This window comes from Pseudomonas sp. AC016 (assembly GCF_979253365.1).
The window spans coordinates 1015087-1034842 of sequence record NZ_CEEDCC010000001.1 but is presented as its reverse complement, the minus strand read 5'-3'; the positions used below and the strand labels follow the sequence as shown (position 1 = coordinate 1034842).

Annotated in this window: 11 protein-coding genes; 4 read left to right on the top strand and 7 right to left on the bottom strand. The window is 59.0% G+C overall.

Annotation, left to right across the window (positions count from 1 at the left end):
* Positions 1 to 19 precede the first annotated feature (19 nt).
* Positions 20 to 1069, top strand: coding sequence for an AI-2E family transporter (locus AC0IXS_RS04515; RefSeq protein WP_057410411.1), 1050 nt, complete (start codon positions 20 to 22; stop codon positions 1067 to 1069).
* Positions 1070 to 1125: 56 nt separating this feature from the next.
* On the opposite strand, the gene AC0IXS_RS04510 is transcribed toward AC0IXS_RS04515, so the two are convergent.
* Both AC0IXS_RS04510 and AC0IXS_RS04505 read right to left on the bottom strand, forming a co-directional pair.
* Positions 1126 to 2181, bottom strand: coding sequence for a sensor histidine kinase (locus AC0IXS_RS04510; RefSeq protein WP_057410412.1), 1056 nt, complete (start codon positions 2179 to 2181; stop codon positions 1126 to 1128).
* Positions 2178 to 2927: a response regulator gene (locus AC0IXS_RS04505; protein WP_057410421.1), complete on the bottom strand. Its 750-nt coding sequence runs from the start codon at positions 2925 to 2927 to the stop codon at positions 2178 to 2180. The genes AC0IXS_RS04510 and AC0IXS_RS04505 overlap by 4 nt, the downstream gene beginning before the upstream one ends.
* Positions 2928 to 3232: 305 nt before the next feature.
* On the opposite strand from AC0IXS_RS04505, the gene AC0IXS_RS04500 reads away from it, so the two are divergent.
* The 3 genes from AC0IXS_RS04500 (at position 3233) to AC0IXS_RS04490 (ending at position 9232) form a co-directional block, all read left to right on the top strand.
* Positions 3233 to 5248 (top strand): hypothetical protein, encoded by a 2016-nt coding sequence (locus tag AC0IXS_RS04500; RefSeq protein WP_240045193.1) that lies wholly within the window; start codon positions 3233 to 3235, stop codon positions 5246 to 5248.
* Positions 5249 to 5453: 205 nt separating this feature from the next.
* Positions 5454 to 7634 (top strand): autotransporter outer membrane beta-barrel domain-containing protein, encoded by a 2181-nt coding sequence (locus tag AC0IXS_RS04495; RefSeq protein WP_122668690.1) that lies wholly within the window; start codon positions 5454 to 5456, stop codon positions 7632 to 7634.
* A 329-nt stretch (positions 7635 to 7963) separates the two neighbouring features.
* A complete protein-coding gene (locus AC0IXS_RS04490; protein ID WP_241088890.1) occupies positions 7964 to 9232 on the top strand; it encodes a hypothetical protein in 1269 nt (422 codons plus the stop codon).
* Positions 9233 to 9245: 13 nt separating this feature from the next.
* On the opposite strand, the gene AC0IXS_RS04485 is transcribed toward AC0IXS_RS04490, so the two are convergent.
* The 5 genes from AC0IXS_RS04485 to AC0IXS_RS04465 form a co-directional block, all read right to left on the bottom strand.
* Positions 9246 to 10319, bottom strand: coding sequence for a fimbrial protein (locus AC0IXS_RS04485; protein ID WP_057410415.1), 1074 nt, complete (start codon positions 10317 to 10319; stop codon positions 9246 to 9248).
* A 49-nt stretch (positions 10320 to 10368) separates the two neighbouring features.
* Positions 10369 to 12876, bottom strand: a complete 2508-nt coding sequence (locus tag AC0IXS_RS04480) for a fimbria/pilus outer membrane usher protein (protein ID WP_449121794.1) — start codon at positions 12874 to 12876, stop codon at positions 10369 to 10371.
* A 39-nt stretch (positions 12877 to 12915) separates the two neighbouring features.
* Complete coding sequence (locus tag AC0IXS_RS04475; RefSeq protein WP_122668688.1) at positions 12916 to 13668, bottom strand: fimbrial biogenesis chaperone; 753 nt, start codon at positions 13666 to 13668, stop codon at positions 12916 to 12918.
* 98 nt (positions 13669 to 13766) lie between these two features.
* Positions 13767 to 14318 carry a fimbrial protein gene (locus AC0IXS_RS04470; RefSeq protein ID WP_057410418.1) on the bottom strand — a complete coding sequence of 184 codons (552 nt, stop codon included), beginning with the start codon at positions 14316 to 14318 and terminating at the stop codon, positions 13767 to 13769.
* A 317-nt stretch (positions 14319 to 14635) separates the two neighbouring features.
* The gene (locus tag AC0IXS_RS04465; protein WP_471823952.1) at positions 14636 to 19741 is read right to left on the bottom strand and encodes an RHS repeat-associated core domain-containing protein; all 5106 of its coding nucleotides are present in this window, start codon (positions 19739 to 19741) and stop codon (positions 14636 to 14638) included.
* Between the last annotated feature and the right edge of the window lie 15 nt (positions 19742 to 19756).

Sequence of the window (19756 nt, the reverse complement as noted above, 5' to 3'; positions counted from 1 at the left end):
TCCTTCTCGCAGGCCCTTCATGTTCAACAACGATCGTCTACTGGTTCAGATCCTGCTGCTGGCCCTGTTCGGCGCTTGCCTGTGGGTGATGGCGCCGTTCTGGTCGGCACTGGTCTGGGGTGCGGTGCTGGCGTTTGCCAGCTGGCCGTTGATGCGCCTGCTGACGCGCTGGTTCAAGGGGCGGGAATCGCTGGCGGCATTGGTCATGAGTCTGTGCTGGCTGCTGTTGGTGGCCGCGCCGCTGGTATGGCTGGGTTTCAATCTGGCTGACCACGTGCGTGATGCCTCGGCGTTTGTCAAAGATGTTCAGGTCGATGGTCTGCCGGATCCGCCCACCTGGCTGGCAGGCATTCCGATCGTGGGTGAGCGGCTGGTGGGTTTCTGGACCACCATCGATCAGCAGGGCGCAGCCTTTATGACGACGGTCAAACCCTATTTGGGCGAAGTCGGTAACTGGTTGCTGGCGCGCAGTGCGCAAATCGGTGGCGGTATTCTCGAGCTGACCCTGAGCATCGTCTTTGCGTTTTTCTTCTACCGCGACGGCCCGCGTCTGGCGGCCTTCGTCCTCAGCCTGCTGGAACGTCTGATCGGCGACCGGGCCCAGTATTATCTGGATCTGGTCGCCGGTACCGTTCAGCGCGTGGTCAACGGTGTGATCGGTACCGCTGCTGCCCAGGCGGTACTGGCGCTGATCGGTTTCCTCATCGCAGGCATTCCCGGCGCGCTGGTGCTGGGTATTCTGACCTTCCTGTTCAGCCTTATCCCCATGGGCCCGCCGCTGGTCTGGCTGCCGGCCACCGCCTGGCTGGTGTGGCAGGGTGAGTACGGCATGGCCGTGTTCCTAGGCATCTGGGGCATGTTCGTCATCAGTGGCGTGGACAACGTGCTCAAGCCTTACCTGATCAGCCGGGGCGGTAACTTGCCATTGGTGATTGTATTGTTGGGTGTTTTTGGCGGGCTGCTGGCGTTCGGGTTTATTGGCCTGTTCATCGGGCCAACGTTGTTGGCGGTGGCTTATAGTCTGTTGACGGATTGGGTCGGCAGTGAGCGGGCGCGAACGCCGCGTTGAATGGACGCTCGCGCAGGCCAGCGACGTCGCAGGGCTATTACCTGTGGCGTCTGGGTTCAATGACGCGGCAAATACAGCACCGCCGTCAGTCCTCCACCCGGCGTCTGCTCCAGCGACAATTCCCCCCCAATGCGTCGTGCGGCTTCGCGGGCGATGGTCATGCCCATGCCGACGCCACCGGAGTTGCGATTGCGCGAACCTTCCAGTCGATAAAACGGCTCGAACACGCTTTCATGCAGTTCAGGCGCAATGCCGGGGCCGTGATCGACGACCGAAATCCTGACCCGATCAGCGCCGTCCTCGATCACGATCTTCGCACTGCCTGCATAGCGCAAGGCGTTGTCGACCAGGTTCTGCAGGCATGAGCGCAGCGCCATGGGCTGGGTTTTCAGCGGCTTGCACTGGCCTTCGTATTGAACATCGTCGCCATTGTCCTGCGCGTTTTCAGCGTGTGACTCGATCAGCGCCTGCAAATCCAGCTGCTGCAGGACTTCGGTTCTGCGGTGTTCGTTGAGGTACGCCAGGGTCGCGTCGAGCATGTTGATCATGTCGTTGAGGTCCTGGGTCATCTGCCCATGCAGCCTGGGCTCCTCGATCTGTTCGACACGCAGCTTGAGCCGCGACAGGGGCGTGCGCAGGTCATGAGAGACCGCTGCCAGCATTCGCCCGCGTTGCTGCATCTGCTCACGGAGCTTGTGCTGCATCAGGTTGAAGGTCTGCGCCGCCTGACGTGCTTCGCGCGGGCCGGAGATTTCCAGCGGCGGGCTGTCGAGGTTTTCACTCAGGCGTTCGGCGGCTTCGCTCAATCGCTGCACAGGACGGCTCAGGGCCTTGGCGCCATACCACGCCGCGATGATCAGGGTAATTAACTGAAAGATCAGCGGGACTACCGGGCCGCCCAGCAGCGGCGGCCTGGGGGGCCTGCGTCGCTCGTCCGGATAGTCCGGGCTGCTCTGATCGTGCTGAGCAGAAAGTTCACCCCCTGGCGGAGGCTGCATGGGGTGCATGCCGTAATTCATGAACCAGATGAATGCCAGCAGGTGCGCCAGCAGGATGGCCAATAGCGCACCACCGAAGAGACGGGAGAAGAGCGTATCGAACCTGCGTATCAACCCAGGTCCCTGGCATCGAACAGATAGCCTTCGCCGCGTACGGTCTTGATCAGTTGCGGGTTCTTCGGGTCGTCGGCCAGCTTCTGGCGCAGGCGCGAGACCAGCAGGTCGATGCTGCGGTCGAACGCCTCGATCGAACGACCACGGGCAGCGTCAAGCAACTGCTCGCGGCTCAGCACACGATGCGGACGCTCGAGAAACACCCGCAGCAGCCGAAACTCGGCATTGGACAACGGTACTACCAGTCCATCGGGTGCGATCAACTGGCGCAGCACGCTATTCAAGCGCCAAGTGTTGAAGCGAATCGTGCTGCGCTGATCGCTGCGTTCATCGCGAACCCGGCGCAGGACTGTCTGGATGCGCGCCACCAGTTCGCGGGGCTCGAACGGTTTGGCCATGTAGTCGTCTGCACCCAGTTCCAGGCCGATGATGCGGTCGGTGGGTTCGCAGCGGGCGGTCAGCATCAGGATGGGGATATCCGATGTACTGCGCAGCCAGCGGCACAATGACAGGCCGTCTTCTCCGGGCAACATCAAGTCCAGCACCACCACGTCGAAGCTTTCTTCGCTCAGGGCCAGGCGCATCTGGGCGCCGTCAGTCACGCCACGCGCCTGAATATTGAAACGCGTCAGGTAATCGCACAGCAGTTCACGGATCGCTACGTCGTCGTCGACGATCAGGGCCCGTGTGGTCCAACGCTGTTCAGTGGCCCCATCATCGGCCGCACTGTCGGTAATTGCTTGCATAGGTTTTTGCTGTCTCGCTGGCTGCCTGTCATGAACGAGCCGCTTGCCATTGCCGGACTCGGGCGTCTGGTGTGCGGTGCGCAAGCGTGTCGATTCTGAATGTCGTCCGCATGTCCTCACTGTATCAATTCAGACACATATTTCCATGTCCTGGCTGAAGGACCTGAGCGATGAGTTGTCAAGCTGGCAGATCCGGGAGTGGTGCCTGATTCACCGTGGATGTCCACTGACAGACAGGGCCGAGCGCCCTGCATGGCCGAAGTCCCGCGTAGCGGCTATGCAATGCACAGAACGGAGATTCAACCATGCCTTCAAAACCTAAATATGATGCACTGCATGCCAGGCAGGTACGAGAACGCTACATCCGGCAACAGCGGGAATTGAAAAGCCAAAGGACGATGCAACTGGTGCCTGTCACGGTCGTCGATGCCTTTTCTGGAGATGCGGACGGGCTGCTCCCCATTACTGCACTAACGGGAAATCTCGCGATCAAGGTGGAAGATTGGCGGCCGCTGGCTCCTCCGCCGGGTTTCGTTGAGGAACTGCATCTTGAATGGCGCGCTGGCGACAGCACCGCGTACAGTAACCTTTGGACAGAGTCGTTCCAGACTTCTACTTCTATAGCATTTCCGTTGGAAAGATTCATTGAGCAAAAGCATTTCATCGGCAGGGAAGGTCTGTTTCATTTCAGGTACGGAGTAAAAGGCTGGAACTCGGCCGTCATCGAGTACTCGCAGGACCAGCCGATTACTGTTGACCGGACTCCGCCTTACGGATCTGACGATCCTCTCGCTATCGAAGACCCCGGCCCAGTCAATGACACGGTTCTTGACGCCGATAACGGCGTGTTCGTGACAGTGCCCGACTTTGTTGAAGACAAGAAGGAGTGTGTAACGGTTGCGCTTGTATGGTCGGACAAGGTTCCGCCCCCGGATCAACCCATCGTTCCGGATGTTTCTCATTTACTACCCACTGACCGCAGAGTATTGGTGTCTCGCGCACTGGTGGATCGCTACCTGTCCGGGAATCACTACGTGGCGTATGAGCTGTTTGACAAGGCGGGAAACCCCAGCAGACCCTCTCGTGTACGGACCGTCGCTGTCGCGAGAGGGCTGTTGCCTGCCAACCTCAAGCCCCCTGTCGTTCCGCTGGCCGATGACGGTTTGATCGACCTGGCTGACGCACGCACGGGCGTGACGGTCGAGATTCCGAGGTTTGATCAGTACATTCCCGATGACGATGTAGTGGTCAAATGGGGAGCAACAAAGTTGACACCAAAACGAATCGGGGAAGGGAGTAACCCGTTTCCAGTGAGGGTTGTGGTCAGTTGGGAGCACCTTGCGACTGAATATACCGCTCCCGGCTCCGCCCCTTATGACGTTACTGTGCCGGTTACCTACGAGGTGCTGCGCGGCACGACGCCTTTCCCCCTGCCCAATGCCGACGGTATCGAGGTAGACGTCAATCTTGCCTACCCGGGGCCTGTAAACCCGGGTGAGCCGGATCCGGTCAATGTCTCTCTGGACCCTGTGGTGGTTACGGGAGACTCGAATACACCTGACCATCTGACAAGTGCCGATCAAGGTACGGACGCTTTGGCTACCGTTACGCTCTACAGTCCTACCCGGCTTGGCGAAATCATCACGGTGTACTGGAATGGCGTGGCGGTGGCTGAGACGGCTACGCTCGACGGTAATGAAAAACCCGGCGATAAAGTCGCGTTGACGGTTTTGTGGAGTGAAGTCGAGGCAGGGGGGGCGGGCAACGTGCCGGTGTATTACACGGTCACTCATCCGGATTTTATCAATCCTCAGCAGTCGCCCGAGAAGCGGGTACAAGTTGACGCAGTACCGATTATCCTGGCGGCTGCGACATTCCCGGATATCTCCACTGTCGGCGGTGGTTCGCTGCTTAACTGCGAGTCGTTGCGCAAGCGTGTTAGTGACGGCCAGATCGGTTACCGGGTCAGTGTGCCTGCCTCCAGATACCTGATTGCTGGAGAAAAAATCACCTTGAACTGGGTGTTGAAAGAGGCAGACCAGACTACGGATGTTGCCGGAACCAAATTGAGCGAGGAATTGCCCATCGGGGCAGACGCAGATAAAAACGGCATCGAATGGTTTGTGCAGCCTTATAGCAAACATATACTGCCTGCGCAGGTGGATACGACTAACGGTTGGGCATATGCCCATTTGGTTTATACACTGACCATTGATAGTAGAACTGTTACTTCACAATTCGTCGATACCGTTGTCGGTATTCAGGATCTGGGTGATCCGAGTGGCACGTGCGATATAACGTCTTTGCCGGAATTTCCTTGAGTGTTATAGCGAACAATACTGAGATAAGTCGTAATCCCGACAGAACGATATTCAGACCGTTCGCTAGTTGTAGGAAGATTCCTACAGTAAGCGTTGATCTTTCTGATAGAAGATGAAGGAGTGTCTATCTACTCTTGGCGCCCTTTCGTTATTCGCTGGTTCGCCGATAGGCGGACCAGCAGTTCGTAGTCTGGAGATGCCTTAGATGAACCATTCCTCGCCTGTCGGTCGCCCGCTTCTGTTGTTCTCATTCAAACCCCTTGCGCTGATGCCTTTCCTGCTGCTCGGTGAACAGGTCCTTGCCGAAGGTGTACCGTATGACAGGACCATTGACGGGACCACCCCCATAACCGATTACCGTGTTTTCAACGGAGCCACCCTGACGGCCAATGGTGCCGGGACGCTCAACATCACTGTAGAGCAGGGGGCAGGTCTGGTGCTTGACGGTTCCAGCGTCACTGGCACCGGGGCAGGCGTATCTCTGTTGAACGCCACTGCCGATATCGTCGGCACTACGATTACGGGCACGACCATAGGGTTGTCGTTGGGTGGCATCAGCACTGTCCCCGGTGGCTCGAGCGCGACTGTTCAGGACAGTGTGATCAGCGCGGGGCTGATCGGTGTGCAGGTGGGTACGTTCGGCGAGTTCACAGCGCGCAACGCCCAGATCAGCGGCCGTAACTGGGGTATGCAGATGGGCAATGGGCGGGCAAGCATCTACGGCGGTACGATCAGTGGCGGCAATGGAGTCGCCATTAATCCAGGCAGTGATCTGTCCACCCCCAATACGCTGATCCTGGACGGTGCAACTGTACAGGGCACGACAGGTGCTGCCATTTTGGTGGGCGATTACGGTCTGCCGTCGACAGCTGCGCAGCTCTATGTCAACAACGGCTCGACGCTTCAAGGGGCGAAAGACGTTTTGCTGGAGGTCACCGGTAATGCTGCTGCAAACATGACGGTCGACAACAGCCGGCTGAACGGCGATGTCATTGCGCAAGAGGGTGCCACTGCCCATCTGGTGCTTCAGAATTCGGCGACTCTGACAGGCAACCTGCAGAATGTTGAGCGTCTGGCGGTCAACAGTGACGCGCAATGGATCATGACCGGCGACGGCAAGGTTGAAAACCTTGCGCTGGCCGGTGGCACGGTGCGATTCGGCGAGCCTGGAGCGTTTTACACGCTGTCGGTGAACAACCTTGAGGGCAGTGGCATCTTCGCCATGGAGGCGGATTTCGCGCGAAGCCAGAACGATTTCCTGGACGTCTCCGGCACGGCCAGTGGCAGCCATGAATTGGCTGTGACCGCCAGCGGCGAAGACCCGGTGAGCGATACCAGTCTGCACATGGTGCATATCGGCGGTGGAGATGCGCAATTCAGCCTGTTGGGCGGTCCTGTCGATCAGGGGACCTTTTCCTATGATCTGGTGCGCGAAGGCAATGATTGGTACCTGGATGCTGCGACCAGAACCATCAGCCCGGGAACCAGCTCGGTGCTGGCGCTGTTCAATGCCGCGCCGACGATCTGGTACGGTGAACTGACAACGTTGCGTACGCGCATGGGCGAGTTGCGCAGCCATCCCGCTAATGCGGGTGGCTGGATGCGTGCCTACGGCAGTCGCTACGACGTCGAGCAGAGCGCAGGTGTCGGCTATCGGCAATCCATGAGCGGGTTGAGTCTGGGGGCGGACGCACCGCTCCCGGTGGGCGATGGGCAATGGCTTATAGGTGTAATGGCCGGCTACAGCAAGTCCGATCTTGACCTGCAGCGCGGCACTACCGGTAAAGTCGACAGCTACTATGCCGGTGCCTACGCGACGTGGCTGGACGAGCGGAGTGGCTATTACTTCGACGGTGTCGTGAAGCTCAACCATTTGCGTAACAAGGCCGATGTCACCATGAGTGACGGGCAGCAGGCCACAAGTGACTACGACAATAACGGACTGGGTGCGTCTCTGGAGTTCGGTCGACACATTCGTCTGGCCGACGGTTACTTCGTCGAACCCTTCGGGCAAGTGTCCGGCCTGGTGATCGACGCAAAGGACTATCAGCTGTCCAGCGGCATGCGCGCAGAAGGCGAGCGGACCGGTTCGTTGCTGGCGAAACTGGGCGGGACCGCGGGGCGCAACTTCGATATGGGCGATGGACGCATTGTGCAGCCTTACATCCGTGCCGCGCTGGTTCATGAGTTCATGGACGAGAACGAAGTACGCGTCAACGGTAACCGTTTCAATAACGATTTATCAGGCTCCCGGGGTGAGCTGGGCGTGGGCATGGCCATGTCCCTCACGGAACGCTGGCAAGCGCATGCCGATTTCGACTACAGCCGAGGCAATCGTGTCGAACAGCCTTGGGGTGCCAATATCGGGTTGCGATATAGCTGGTAATCGCCAGAAAGAAAAAGGCCGTTGCGGCCTTTTTCTTCATGAACCTCACACTTCTGAGAGTGCCGAAATTCGCTGCTGGGGTATTGAATGTACGTCAGTTAACCGGTCATGACTTCCTGACCAGAAGGCATGTTCATGGAGAGTTCGCGATGACGACTGCTCAGCAACCCCTGCAACAAAACTTGCCCCCGCCTGTAGTGGCCGCGCTGCTGCCCAACGATTCCCAATGGGATGAACGTGATCTGCTACCCACCAGCGCCGCTCTCATAAGCTTGCCAGTGAGTATTCCCGTTTGGACGCATATTCCGATCTCAGGCCTGGAGACTATCGTGCGCCTGTACTGGGTGACGGGCCTCACTCAGCATTTGGTTGAAGAACGTAAGTGGGACAGTGACCAGTACCCGGTCATACCTGTGGATCAGCTTCTGTTTGAGGTGCCTGTCATCCGTCTGGTTCAGGGTCTTCATGAGGTCTGGTACGAACTGGTCACCCCCAATGGCGACATCAATGCCTCCGACGGGCAGCCCGTCAGCATTGACCTGACGCCGCCTGTCATCGGCTCTGATGTCGGTCCATTGGTATTCGATACGGACATCATTACAGAGCAATACCTGTTCGATAACGGGGATCAGGCAGTGGCGCAGGTCCCGGTCTATGCGGATTTCAAGCCGGGCGATGTCATCATCTGGTACTGGAGCGACGATCAGTCTCAGGTGTTGCCAGGCGATGAGGTAGCCCGCCGGACCCTGCCCCGCGGGGAAAGCCAGCCACTGTTGCTGACGTTTCCGGGCCGCATGATTATTGATCGGGGTGATGGTGACCGTTTCGCGTTCTATCGGCTGCGCGACCGGGCAGGGAACGAGACGAATTATTCGGAGCGGGTCAAACTGGCGATCAAGGCTCAGCCGGTTCCGCGTCTGCTGCCCAGCCCCACGGTGGCCGAAGCTGTCGGCAGCTCGACCAGCAGCAGCCTCGATCCTTACAGTGCCCGTGGCGGCGCAACAGTTGTAATCCCCGATACTGCAGTTTTCAAACCGGGCGATGTGATCGAAGTACAGTGGTCTGTCCCTGGAACCTATGGCGAGCATAAAACCAGAACGGCGGACTCGACCGGCAAACGATTCACTGTGCCGCCGCAGTACGTTCCCCAGCACATGGGCAGAAAAATCGCGGTGTATTATCGGGTGAGCGGTAATGGGCCTGATGCGGAGTCGGATCATCATGAGTTGAGCGTTCAGATGCTTGCAGGCCAGCGCTGGCCGACGGTCCAGTGTACCCGGCCTGGCATCTCATCGGGTCGGCTCAGCCTCGCCAGTGTGGATGGGTATGCAACGTTCAGACTGAGCCGCTGGATGTTCATGAGTGTTGCCCAGATGGTCAGCCTTACGTTGCTGTCCAGCGGTGCGCCTCTGCCGGTACTGGACCGTTACGCAGTGATCCAGCACGACATTGATACCGGCTATCTTGAGGTGGACGTGCAGAAGGTCGATCTGCAAGCCATTCCATTGGGTGCGTTGAACGTCGAGGTCAGGGTCAGCTTCGACAACGGGGCGAGCGACGTGCTGTTCCCGAGGTTGAACCTGACGCTGGAGCAATGAATATTCGATTCGGTCATTGATAGCTGACGGTAAAGTTCAGAGCCCCTTTTGCGAGCCCGGGCCTGACCTGTGCCTTATCGCCGATCTGGTAGTAGCGGGCGCTCATGTCCAGCACCGTATTGCCTGGCGATACCGTGATCATAGGTACATCCTGACCCAGCGGTATGGGCGTCAATCCATCACTGCGCATGATTTGCACGGCGATTCCCTGAGCTGTGGAGTCGCTGGTCAGGGAAAATGCGCCGCTTACGCCGGGAACCGGTGCCGAGCCGCTGACACCATCGAGTCGGATGTTGGCCCAGGCGATGTTGACATCACCCGGGTCGGATTCGCAGTTGCCCAGACGAATACTGAATGTGACGGGGGTCGTACCTGTTCCGGGGGCCGCAAAGTATGCGCTTCCCCAGTCGCCCAGCCTGACCGGGTCGTCACTGACCACCGCCGAGTCGCACTGCGCCTGCATCACCGTCGCCCTGAGCTGGAATTCCATGGTTCGTGGAATCAGGCTGAACCTGCCGTAGAACAAGGCAGTGTCCACGACCTGTGGTCCGGGCAGGATCGGCCCGGTCTTGATGAGCGTGACCCTGCCGACCAACGGGTTGACGGGCAGGACAACGTTGGCAGTCAGTAAGGCATTGAATGGCACCACCGGTCGGGTCAACGGGACGAAGGATCCCGGTGCCACACCGTCAAAAGGATGCCCGAGTCTGATCATCGCGCCGATTCCGGAGATGCCTGTTTCGAAAACCTTTCCGTTGACGTCTTCTCCCATGACAGGCGGCAGTGTCCCGGCATGGATCGGGGCTTGTGCCACAGCGTTGAACGCCAGCGTGTGAGCGCCATCGTTTTCACACTGTACGAAGCGGCCTTCATTGGACGTCAGCGAGAAGGGTTGATCGAATACACCGATGACGCTACCGGTTTTGGCATCCTTTGGCACGTAGACCGTGCCGAGACCGAGCGGGTAAGTCACTGTGTGTACATTGTCGGGTTTGACCCAGCAGGTGCTCTGGGCCAGCGCCTGTTGCATCTCGAAACCCGCCAGCAACGCGAGTGAAGCGTTGCGTAATTGTGATGGAAACTTCATGCAAGGTGTCCTGTAAAGCGCCGGTGCAAGACCGGTCCGCGAGTTCGAATCAAGGGCTGCACGTCAATGCCTGCAGGCGATAGCCCTGTCGTTGTTCCATCGAGCCAGGATTCAGGTCGATTTGGCAGGTCTGTTCGTGCTGTTGTCCCCAGCGTACTTCCAGAGCTTGTGGCTGCTCGCCGATGGCCAGCAGTACCTGTCCCCCCTGGCCGACGACACCGAGCACTTGCCCCGTCGCATCGCTGACCTGTGCGCCGAACGGCAGCGGATGGCCCTGGCGGGTGCTGAGCGTCAGGATCAAGCGGCTGATCGATCGGGCTGCAAACGTGGTTTTGACCACGGCGCCACGTCGCGGCACCACCTGTGCCACGCCATTGTCGATCTCCACATCCGGACCCAGATCATCGGTTTTCAGCGCCACGCGGTTGATCCGGTAGGGGCGCATATAAGGCACAAGGGCAAAGCCTTTTGAATTGGTCCTGACCCCTGCAGCGTTGCTGATGCCTACATCCGCGACGCCCGGTACTTCAACCAGTACCGAGGTGTCGCTCAGGTAAGGACCCAGTTCGATGCCATCGCTATGCAGTAGCATCGCGCCGCTGGCGTTGACCGAGACGCTTCGATAATCGCTGCCCTGATTGATACCCGCTCCGAGGCTGGCGTAGGGCGCCTGCCAGGATGCCGACATTGAGGTCGATTGACGCTGACTCTGATCCCTGTTGAGGGATGCGCTGTAGCCCAGGCGATTGTCATGGGTGCTGCCGGTCAGGCGCGCTGTCTGGCTATGTTGACCATTCTGGTTGTTATAACCCAGGGTCGCGAAGTTCGAGTGCCCCAATTCCAGTGGGAAGGACACGCTCAGACCGAACTGCCGATCATTGCGTGAGCGCTCGTCGTTCAGCGACTGCGAGGCAAACAGGGTATAGCTCACGCCTTGATAATGGTGGCTGAAGTTGACTTGAAACTGGCGCTGCTGATAGTTGCTGTTCCAAAAGTCCTCTTGGGAAAGGGTCAGACTCAAAGAGCTGGTTCTGCCCAGGTTCTGAAACACCGCTGCCTCCAGTCGGCTGCGTCGACTGCCTCGAAAGGAGCGATCCCGACGGCGTTCACGCACGGACTCGTCAAAATCCCGATAACCCTCGGTGGAATAGCGGTAGCCGGCGAAGCGCAACGTCGTGTCGGTCTCGAACGCCTTGCCATACTTTATGGCGTAACTCAGACCCGAAACGCTGGCCGTGTTCGGGGCATCCAGGTCGGCGGTCGAGCGAGTCACATCGATAGCCAGAGCACCCAGGCTGCCGAGGTCACGCGCCACGCCGAGATTGCCAGCACGGTAAAATGCGCTACCTTGCAGGCCGCCATAGAGTGTGAAGTCCCAGCCGGTGCCGATGGCCAGACTGCCCTGCATCAGCAAGGGGGTCTCCAGATCGCCTGTGGCGTTGTAGCGGCCAACGGAAGCACTGTAACGCCAGACGCCTTCGCGCATCAGATTGCCAAGTGTGGAGTAGGGCTGTGTAAAACGCCTGATGCGGCCATCGGCCTCGGTCAGGACCACTTCCAGTTCGCCGCTGCCGCCGCCCAGACTCAAATCGTCGATTTCGTAGGGGCCAGCGCTGACATAGGTCGAGTAGAGCGGATAGCCGTTGTTGAAGACTTCAAGTTTTGCACGGCTGTTGGCAACGCCCCTAATCACCGGTGCGTAGCCTTGCAGCACATCCGGCAACATCTCCAGATCAGTCGCAATCACCATGCCTTTGATCGGCAGGCTTCTGAACACCTCTCCAGAGGTGAAGGTTTCACCCAGCGTTACATTGGCCCGAGTACCCGGCAGATCGCGCTGCACGTAGGTGTAAGCCCTGGTCCACTCGCGCTGCCCCTGATTGTTCCGGCGTAACGACTGGCTGCTGCGAAACCGCCAGCCGCCCAGGTTGAAACCGCCTTTGAGGTACAGATCATCGCTGTTCTGATTGCCGCCATACTGGCTGGAGCCCTGTTGAGCCGATACCTGATAATTGACGAAAGCGGCGTTGATGCCCGAGTCCCAGCGGGCCGGGTCGACGTACCCGGCCACGTCACGGCGCAGGGCTATTTGAGGGATGGACAATGACAGCGTCAGCCTTCTGCTGTCGAAGCTGGCCCCCGCTCCGGAAATCAACGTTGCAAGATCAATACACGCGTCACCTGCAGGCACCGGGGCGACGAGGCTGGCCAGACGAACCCCGATTTCTTCCAGCAGGCCGCGTGAAAGGCATGGCGTCAGACGCTGCTGGCCATCAGCAAGGACGAACTCAAGGGGTCGTTCATCGAAATGGTTCAGGTTGACCAGAATGCTCACGTGATAGCGTCCCGGTGCCAGACTGTCTTCGTTGTCCAGGTTTGCGAGGGCCAACGCCGCAGCCGCAGCACCCTCGGCGCCGTTCTGGCGCATGAAACCTGACTGGAAGTCACTGGCATGAACAGTGGCGTGCCACGGCCATACGCTGCTGCCACCGACAACGAACATGAATGTCAGGCGCAGGCGGGCCGTCAGACACGACGGTCCTGTGAAAAAAAGCATGAAGGAATTCCTGGCTGTGCGGCTGAAGCTGATAGGTGATCAGTGACTGACCCGGACGCTGGCCGTCAGGTCGGGTGTGATGCCGCCGTAATCGTTGAGGTTGGCGAAGGTGACCTGCAGCCCCTCGGCGGGGTCGATGCCACTGAGCACGTAGGTCTGAGTGCTCATGGGTGCTGCCATTGCCGGGCTGTTGAGGCGCAATTGTTGCCCGTTGCCTTTGATATCGATGCGAATGAAGGACATATGAAAGGGTGTAGGGTTATCGACCCTTAGTTGCGTCCGGTTATCAACCCGCTCAATCGACCATTGCAGTTCCCGCACATATTCGACCGGGTTGCCCTTCAACCCGGCAGGGCGATAGAACAGCTTCAGGCGGGTTCGCAAAGCGATGTTGAGTGCATTCTCCTGATCACTTTTCTGCACTTGGGGGATTTCCTGCACATTGAAGTAGAAGAGTGATTCCCGATCACTGGGCAGGTCGTGTGGCAGGCCATTGAGCTTGAGCTGCTGTTCCTTGCCGGGCTCAAGTTTGAACAGCGGCGGACTGGTGATGAAGGGCACTGCAGTGGTGGTGTCGTCTGCCGCGGTGTTGACCCAGGTCTGGACTGCATAGGTCCGTTCGCCCGGGTTGGAGACAATGAGCGAAACACTGCGCTTGTCGCCCGGGAAGACAACGCGTGTGCCACTGACAACGAGCGCGGCGTGACCGAAGGGCAGATATCCGGCCAGCAATGAAACGGCCAGACAAACCGTCAGAGCGCGGCGTGCTGGCAGCAAGGTAGAGAGCGACATGGGTGTACCTGTTGCAATAGGCGGGTGTGCAATAACGCTCATCGAGCGAGACTCGCCGCCCTTGCGCAAGAGCGGATGGCGCGGCGAGCGGGCGGTGATCAGTTGATGGCGATGGTGAAGCGTACGTCTGCTTCGGTGCTGCCAGCGGTGACGGTGGCGGAAGTGGAGCGGTGTGCGACATAGAACATCATGTCGGTCGGCGCAGTAACATCCAGGTCGAAATCGCGAGAGGCCTTGCCATTGGCGACCAGTGCGCCCTTGTCGTCACGGATCGAGGCGACGACGCCAGCTGCCGGGCCGTTGACAGGTTTGAACGCGAAGTAGTCACCGGTGGTGTCCTTGACGCCGGTAAACGTCACCGCTGCGGTATCGCCTGCGGTGACGGTGCAACCCGCTCCGGGGGTCAGGCGCAGGCCGAATCCGCGGTTGCCGACTTCCTGGCCGACGACGGTGAACTGGCTGGCCGAAACGGTACCGATGTTCACCAGGCTGCCGGTCGGATTGCCGGTAACGGGGTCAATGATCTGGATCGGGCAAGTGGTGGAGGTGATGCTGCCGGTGAAGTTGATGGTGCCGGTGTTGGCGAACGCCGACAGACTGGCTGTGTTCAGAATCAAGGCAAATGGCAGTACGAGCAAAGAGCGTTTCATCGGATATTCCTTTAAAGGCAGTTGATGCGTCTGTTTTGTGAACGAGCTGCACAACTGTTCGGCTTATAGTTTTATAAGTAAGTTAATGTTTCTGTGCTGGTAGGTTTGTTGCGAAATATTTGTAAGTAGCGTCCTACAAGCGGCGCACAGGTTAGTTGTGAATCGTGTAGGCAGATATAGGAGAAATCCGTACGTGTGTGCGAATTTTCCTTGATGTATGTCGGTTGACTTCAGTCGCTAATGTCATGATCAGCATGAGGGGCTGTACACCGCGACTGAAGTTTCAGTCCTGTTATTTTCCGCAGTCATGTTGTTTGTTACATGGCAGGAAGTTTGCTCGCATCGTGAGGTGAAATGCCACGAGCCCTTTGAGCGGCTGCGATGTAGCTCGTTTGATGAGGCGGTGTGACTCGAGTGAATGCTGGAGAAGCCGGCGGGCTTGACGGGCTGTTCGGTGTGTTACTGCCCAACGACGCCGGCGCTGAATGGCGGCGGCCGAAAAGTGGATTTTGCAGCGCTTCGTAATCACCCATTTGGAGATCACCCTTTACGTACCCTCCGGCATCGTCGAAGAGATCGGCAAATTTGGCAGAGCCTGTACCAACAGGATTCTTCATGTTTACCTGATTTCCAAAACCACGTCGCAGCCAGAGACGATTGCTGTCTCTCATGTAGTTCAGCCCGCTCATCATGTCTTCTCCACCTTCAACCCAATAATTGTCGAAGTAGCTGCTACTTGTCGAGTCCGTGCTACTCGCCCTCCTGGCCAAGCCTGTAACGTCCTCGGCACCTGCCGCCCCCTTCAGCGTACCTTTGCCTGCTCCCTTCGCCATACCTGCTATTGATGCAAAGCCCAGAATCATGCCCATCTGTGCAAATGCATTACCTGTCTCGAACTGCTTCCGGGCCTTTTCCGGGTCGCGCTGACTGTAGGCAGCCACCTGAAACCCCGTGCCGATAATATCCGCGCCTATCCCGGTGAGCGACAATCCGATGATCAGTGGCGCTGAGCCCAGCGTAGTAGCCGCCAGAGCCGTAAATGCCGCTGTCATCAGCAGACTCACGAAAATCGCGGTCCGGTTGGGTTCGAAGTGACGGTATTGCAACTTGCCGACGCTGTGGCCGGTAGGATCCTGAAAGGCAATCGGATTGCCCAGGCAGTAACTGTAAGGGTTCAGCCCGCCGCTACCGAACGGGCTCAAGGTATCCGGGCTGTGGAAACGCATCAGCGTCGGGTTGTAGGCGCGGTAGCCTCTGCCCAGCAGATACCAATCGCTGACGGTGTCACGCAACTCTCCATTGAAGCCCAGCTTGCAGTGCAGCTCATCGCCGCTGGCTTCACCGTAGGCGCTGTAGGTTGCCAGGCGCATTTCGCTTTCGGTGCTTTCTCCAAGCACCGTATTGCTGGCATTGGTCATTAACAGGCAAGTCTCTGCTTGCGCATCGACCTGTTGTTGGCCGAGCGGGATGTCGCCGCCATACAGGTACTGGACCTTGGTTTGATCCTGAATCGTGGCACTCAGACGATTGCCTGCGTAGAAGCGTAGAGCCGCCGGTTGACTGCCTTCAACGACGCCGACCAGATGATTGTGACCGTCATAGTGAAACTGACTCAGGGTGTCGCCGCTGTCGCTGTGCACAGATAGCAATCGACCCTGGCTGTCGTAGGCTAACTGTTGTCCCCGCTCATCGTTCAGCAGATTGCCGTCATCGTCATAGTTGAAGTCAGTCGTTTGCGGCTTGTAAAGAGCGTGGCTGTGGCTGACCCGTATCAACTGACAGGTGTCCTGCGCACTGTAGCTGAATACACTTCGATTCAGGGTGCCGTCAGCAAACCGGGTAACGGTCAATGTAATGTTGTCTTGCGCATCGAAGCGAAAACCCTGGCTGACAATTTCATGGCCATAACGGTCGCGGGGCAGATGGAGGCCTGAGCAGGTATGTATGGTCAGGCGTCCACGGCTGTCGTAGTTGAACTCTTCGAGCAGCAGACTGACACCCGCTTCCTGCAAGTGTCGGCTCTGTAACTGGTCATCCACTCGCCAGACCTGGCTCAGAGTACGGTCAGGGTGGCCGTCAAGGCTCAACGTACGCGATGTTTCGCGGTCGAAGTCGTCGTACTCAAGGCGGGTTTCCAGGCTGACCTTTCGGCCTGTGTCGGTTGTCACGATGCGTTGCGTACGTCCCAGCGCATCGTAGTAAAGAGCCGCTTTCAAGCGATCCTGGCTGATGCTTTCAGTGCGCCCCAACGAGTCATGGCTCAGCACTGTCTGTAATCCGCTCACCTCGTTGCGTTGCAGTAAACGGCCCTGCAGGGAACTGAGGTATTCAGCGGTCCATTTAGCGTTATTGGCCTCCCATATGTCGCTTTTCAAATTTCCAGCGGCATCATAGTCGTAGTGGCGTTTGCCCTGACTGTTGGATGATGAGGTCATGTGCGCCGTCTTGAAGTCGTAACTGAAGGTCGCTTTTTCGTCCACAGCCTCGGTGCTGGTCGGTTCGCTGGTCAAGCCTGGCTTGTAATCGTAGTGGATTGATCGCTTGCCTGGCGTGATGCGCTCGCTGATAAGCGTCTGGCCGCCGTTGTAGCGATAGTATTCGTTTCTGGGCCCAACCTTGAGGTGGGTCAGTCGACTCAGACCATCGAATGATCGCTCGCCTGCGTCCACGTTGGGTTTCTGCTGACCTTGCGGGCGAACAATGAGTCGACTGGCAAGTGATCCGGCGCTGTGAGCGGCGTAGCCGCGCAGAATACGGGTGTCGTCAGGCAACACGTTTTCCACCTGACGATCAAAGGCATCGTAGCGATAGCGATTGGGATGACCCAGTGTGTCTATTTCTTCTACAGCACGTCCCAGTCCGTCGTAGCGATAAATGTGGCGGCCCAGGCTCTGTCTTTTATGAGGTAGACGGCTGCTGTTATCGTCCCGAAAACGTTCGACGCTTTCCGGTTTGCCGAACAGATTCATCCGCGTCTCGGTCAGACCGTATCGTTTCAGGTCGTCATGCCGGGATTGCCGCCAGTTAATGCGCGCGGGCATGTACCAGCCCTGGTCGGTGGTCCAGCCAAACGGGTTCATTACATTGAAACTGACCACCCCGTCCGGCCCGGTCTCACTGACCTGCTGGCCCCAGTCGTCGTAGCCGAAGTGGCGGGTCAGCTTCAGGGTGTTCTGGCCGATCATCCAGTCGATCTGCGTTTCGCTGATCAGTTGTCCACGGCCATCGTACTGCGCCGCATAGGTGTCGCGCAGGGCATTGTTGCCGTCGGCGTCCTGACGCAGTTCCCTCACCACCCGGTTCAGGCCGTCCAGTTCGCTGCGCACTGTCACGTCCTTGACGTTGACCACTTCCTGCCACGCCTGATCCTGATCATGGGCCGCCAGGTGATAGCGGTAGTTGCGCGTCGCCTCGTACTCTTTGTTGCCCGGCGCCACGGTCTCGGCCACGACCCGGCCCAGGGCATCGTACTGGTAGCGGATCTCCACGTCGGTGTCGTCACGGGTCAGCAACGCCTCGCCACTGAGCAGCGAGTGTTCCAGAGTGATGATCTTGCGCTCGGCATCCAGGCTGCTGCTCAGGGTCTGGGTGGTCCTGAGCACGGTTTCCTCGACGTGGCGGGCGGCGGTTTTGACGTAGGCGTAGTCGGTCACGGTGTCGATGCCGTTGAGAGTGAAGCGTTCCTGCAGTGGACGGCCGTGGTTCAGGGCATCGGCCGGATCATTGATGTAGGTGCGTCGGGTGAGGTGCAGCGAGGTTTCGTGCGGTGCTTCCTGCAGGAGCGCTGTCTCGATGAGCGCCACGAGACGAGCGGCCATCGATGGGGCCAGGACGTGCTGCAGCAGGCGGGTCACCTCTTGCGAGGTTTCCTGCCTGGCCGCAGAGGTCTTCGCCGAGTCGACCTGCAGCAACGCCTCCTCGCTCAGTACCAGCCAGGGCCGGTCGGCACCGCTCACCGGGGGCAGAGCGTCGTAGCGGTAGCGGGTGCGCAGCACTGGCGACGGATCGCCGTGAGTGGATGCGGCCGGGGTCACGGTGCGGCTGGCCAGCTGACGCACGAAGCCTTCGGGGTCGGGCGGGCAGAGTCCGTTTTCGCCTTCAGCCGGGTACCAGTTGCTGGTCTCGATCACGCCGTTGGCCTGGACCTGTTCTAGCAGGTTGCCGAACGTGTCGTAGGTGGTGGTCACGGTTTCGTGGCGCACCCGGTTGGCATCGTCCAGTGAAGACCAGGTGTCGGTGGCGGTAAAGGGCAACTGGCAGTACGCCGGTTGCTGATCAAAGCTCAGCTCGTCGTCGGCATGGTAGACCGTTGAAGTGGTCTTCACGTTGCGCCCCTGAGTGACCCGTTGCTCGGTCATCAGGTGGAAGCGGTTGAACGTACGCTCGATGCGGCGCACGGCCTGCCCACCGTCCATCAGGGTTTCGGTGGTGCCATACAGGTAGGCCTCGGTGATCCGGTAAAGGTTGTCCAGACCGTTGTCTTCGAAAATCAACCCGGCCGCGTCATGGCCGAGGAAGTTGTGGGTGTCGGGTACTGTCGCCGTACCGTACATATAGTGCACTTCGACGGGTGGCTGACCGTGACCGGGGTCGCTGACATGGCGGTTGACGCGAGGCAGGCCGGGGCGTCCGGTGGCGCCGGGAAAGGCATGCCCGGCATCGTCGTAATACAGGATTTCGTGAGCACCGGCGGGGGTGCGCACTTCGCTGATGCACAGCAGGCCGTTCAGGGTCCGGTAGGTGAATGCCCACCTGGCCTGCTCCTCGGTGGGCAGGACCAGGCGTGCGACGCGGTGGTCGGCATCCGACAATTCCAGCACAAAGCGCACATTGACCTCATCGGGGTGCAGGCGCACCTCGACGGCACCGGAGCTGCGGGTCAGGCTCAGCAGGCGGCGTCGGGAATCCCAGACCTCGCTGAGCAGGGGCTGGCCGTTGAAGGTGTCGTAGGCCAGCGTGACCGCACGACCGTCGGCGGACTGTATCTCGACCGGCAGGGCAACCGGCTCGGCGGCGCTGCCGAGCATCTGAAGGATTTCCACCAGCCCGGACTTGTGCGCCACCCGGTAAAAACCGTTGCCCAGGTCATAGGCATGAAAGCTGTCGAGTTTCTGCTCTTTCATGAGCAGGCGTCCGTCGGGGGCGGTTTCGGTGACCTTGAAGGTTTCGCCGGTGCCGAGCGAAAGGATCTGCGAAGCGGGACTGAACTGCGACAGTTGCAGACTCCAGCCCATGCCGTAGCCGGCGTCGCGGGTGTTGAGGGGGCTGAAGGCCAAGGCCAGCGGCACGGTGGGGCCGGCCAGGTCTTCGGTCTTGAGTTCGGGCAGGGCGATGGACACGGTATACAACCCGGTGCGCGGGTCGACGCCGCCGCTGATGAAACTCATAAAGTTGAAGGCATTGGAATGCAGGGACGTGGCCATGAGGTGAGCCTCGGG